Raw genomic sequence first — 2,156 nt, 5'->3', positions numbered from 1 at the left:
GCACGAGCGTGGCGTGGAGGTCGTGATGATCACCGGCGACGCCGAGGCGGTGGCCGCCTCCGTCTCGGACGAGTTGGGCATCGACCGATACTTCGCGGGCGTCCGGCCCGAGGACAAGGCCGCGAAGGTCAGCGAACTCCAGGCGGAGGGGCGTTCGGTCGCGATGGTCGGCGACGGCGTCAACGACGCCCCCGCGCTGGCTCAGGCCGATGTCGGCATCGCGATCGGCGCCGGCACCGACGTGGCGATCGCGTCGGCGGGCGTGGTGTTGGCCTCCGACGATCCGCGCGCGGTGGTCAGCGTCCGCGAATTGTCGTCGGCGACCTACCGGAAGATGGTCCAGAACCTGTGGTGGGCCGGCGGGTACAACCTCGTCTCCGTGCCGCTGGCCGCGGGCGTGCTGGCACCGATCGGCTTCGTGATGCCGATGTCCGTCGGCGCGATCCTCATGTCACTGTCCACGGTGGTCGTGGCGGCCAACGCCCAGTTGCTGCGCCGCCTGGACCTGCGGCCGGAGGCGGTCACCGCGTCCGGCCCGGAGGCGAGCGTAACGAGCCGCAACGAGACAGGAGTTCACGCATGAGCACGATCCGGATGACGGTCGCGGCGCTGGCTGCTGTAGCAGTCGCAGCCGCCGGGTGCACGGCCCAGGCGCCGCAGGCTGACCAGTCGGCGGGGTCGGCGGGGTCGGCGGGGTCGGCGGGGTCCGCGCGATCGGCGGACGCGGCGGGGTCCACGATCGCCGACGAGCACGGCCTCGCCGGGCTCGATGCGCGGCAGATGATCGAGCGCCTCGACGCGACGCCCGTCGCGCAGCGGTCGACCGACCTCATCGCCTCCGTTCAACCCGACGAGCTGGTCCTGACCAGCGGGGACCGCACACAGTCGGTGCCGATGCCAAACGAGGAGTTCTACCTCGCGGTGGCGCCGTACGACAGCCGGACCCACGAGTGCTACTTCCACAGCCTCACCACATGCCTCGGCGAACTGCGGAACGAACAGGTGCAGGTCACCGTCACCGACTGGGCGACGGGAGCGACGGTCGTCGACGACGACGTGACCACGTTCGACAACGGCTTCGTCGGGATCTGGCTCCCACGCGGACTGGACGGCGAGATCACCGTCGAGCACGACGGGCGCCGGGCTACGGCCCCCATCTCGACGTCGAACCCGGACGACCTCACCTGCCTGACGTCGCTGCGCCTGGCCTGACGCCCGTGTCGGGCCGACGGCGTCAGCCGACCAGCGTGGCCGGGGCGACGGTGTCGTCGTCGTCGACCCCGGGTTTTTCTCCTCGTAGCCAGGTCGCCGCGGCGACCACGGCGCCGACCGCGCCGAGGACGGTGAGCACCAGCGCGACAGCGCTGAGGCCGAGCGCCGCGCCGAGCGTGCCCGCGACCGGGTAGGTCACGAGGAAACACAGGTGCGAGAGGGAGAACTGCGAGGCGAATACGGCCGGCCGCGTGGCCTCCGTGCTGTTCCTGCGCAGGAGCCTGGCCGACGGCGTGAGCACTGCCGACGTCGCGGACCCGATGAGGAACCAGAGGATCAGCAGGCCGGCCCACCTGCCGGTGCCGTCCGTCCATGCGATCACGCCAGCCGCGCTGGCCAGGAGGACGGGCAGTGCCATGCCGCCGGTGAGCATCACGCGATGGTCCGAGGTCCGGTCCAGGAGGTTCGGTACGGCGATGGCGACGACCATCGACCCGGCGCCGTACACGGCGAGCATCAGGGCGACGTCGGTCTGCGAGCGACCGAGCAGGCCCTGTACGAGGACGACCGTGTTGACGACGACCATCGCGGTGGTGGTGGCCACGACGAGGTTGAGCCCCATCAGGCCCCGCAGTTCGCGCTCCCGCCAGAAGAGCCGGGTGCCGCCGGTGAGTCGGTCGAGGAACGGCGCCTCGGAGGGGGTGGCGATGACGGGGAACCGGGCGGCGGTCACCAGGATGGCGGAGACGACGAAGCCGACCACGGTGCCGACGAAGAGGTTGTTGTAGCTGATCACCGTGAGGAGGGCGGCGGCGCGGCCGAGTTGGCTGCGGACGGTGAGCGACCTCGGTGAAACTGACTTGGCTGGCGGATGCCGGCAGCCAAGCAACCCAGGCAACGAGCTCGGTCGACCAGTTGCTTGCCTTCTCGTAGCACTGGTTCAC

The 2,156-nt window shown here is 70.8% G+C and carries 3 protein-coding genes; 2 read left to right on the top strand and 1 reads right to left on the bottom strand.

Annotated elements, in window-relative coordinates; translation table 11 throughout:
- Both G6016_RS11825 and G6016_RS11820 read left to right on the top strand, forming a co-directional pair.
- Positions 1-583 (top strand): HAD-IC family P-type ATPase (locus G6016_RS11825; protein WP_182632842.1); only part of this gene is annotated, 583 nt, incomplete at its 5' end.
- Positions 580-1,212 (top strand): CueP family metal-binding protein, encoded by a 633-nt coding sequence (locus G6016_RS11820; RefSeq protein WP_241730260.1) that lies wholly within the window; start codon positions 580-582, stop codon positions 1,210-1,212. The genes G6016_RS11825 and G6016_RS11820, both read left to right, overlap by 4 nt.
- 22 nt (positions 1,213-1,234) lie before the next feature.
- On the opposite strand, the gene G6016_RS17285 is transcribed toward G6016_RS11820, so the two are convergent.
- A complete protein-coding gene (locus G6016_RS17285) occupies positions 1,235-2,008 on the bottom strand; it encodes an MFS transporter (protein ID WP_338403592.1) in 774 nt (257 codons plus the stop codon).
- Between the last annotated feature and the right edge of the window lie 148 nt (positions 2,009-2,156).

This window comes from Dietzia aerolata (assembly GCF_014144865.1).
GTDB classification, from domain to species: domain Bacteria; phylum Actinomycetota; class Actinomycetes; order Mycobacteriales; family Mycobacteriaceae; genus Dietzia; species Dietzia aerolata.
Note: the sequence above shows the minus strand (reverse complement) of the source record. Positions and strands in the feature narration are given on the sequence as shown.

Excerpts from the sequence above, each read along its gene's own strand:
- G6016_RS11820 (WP_241730260.1), top strand. The coding sequence starts at position 580 with ATGAGCACGATCCGGATGACGGTCGCGGCGCTGGCTGCTGTAGCAGTC.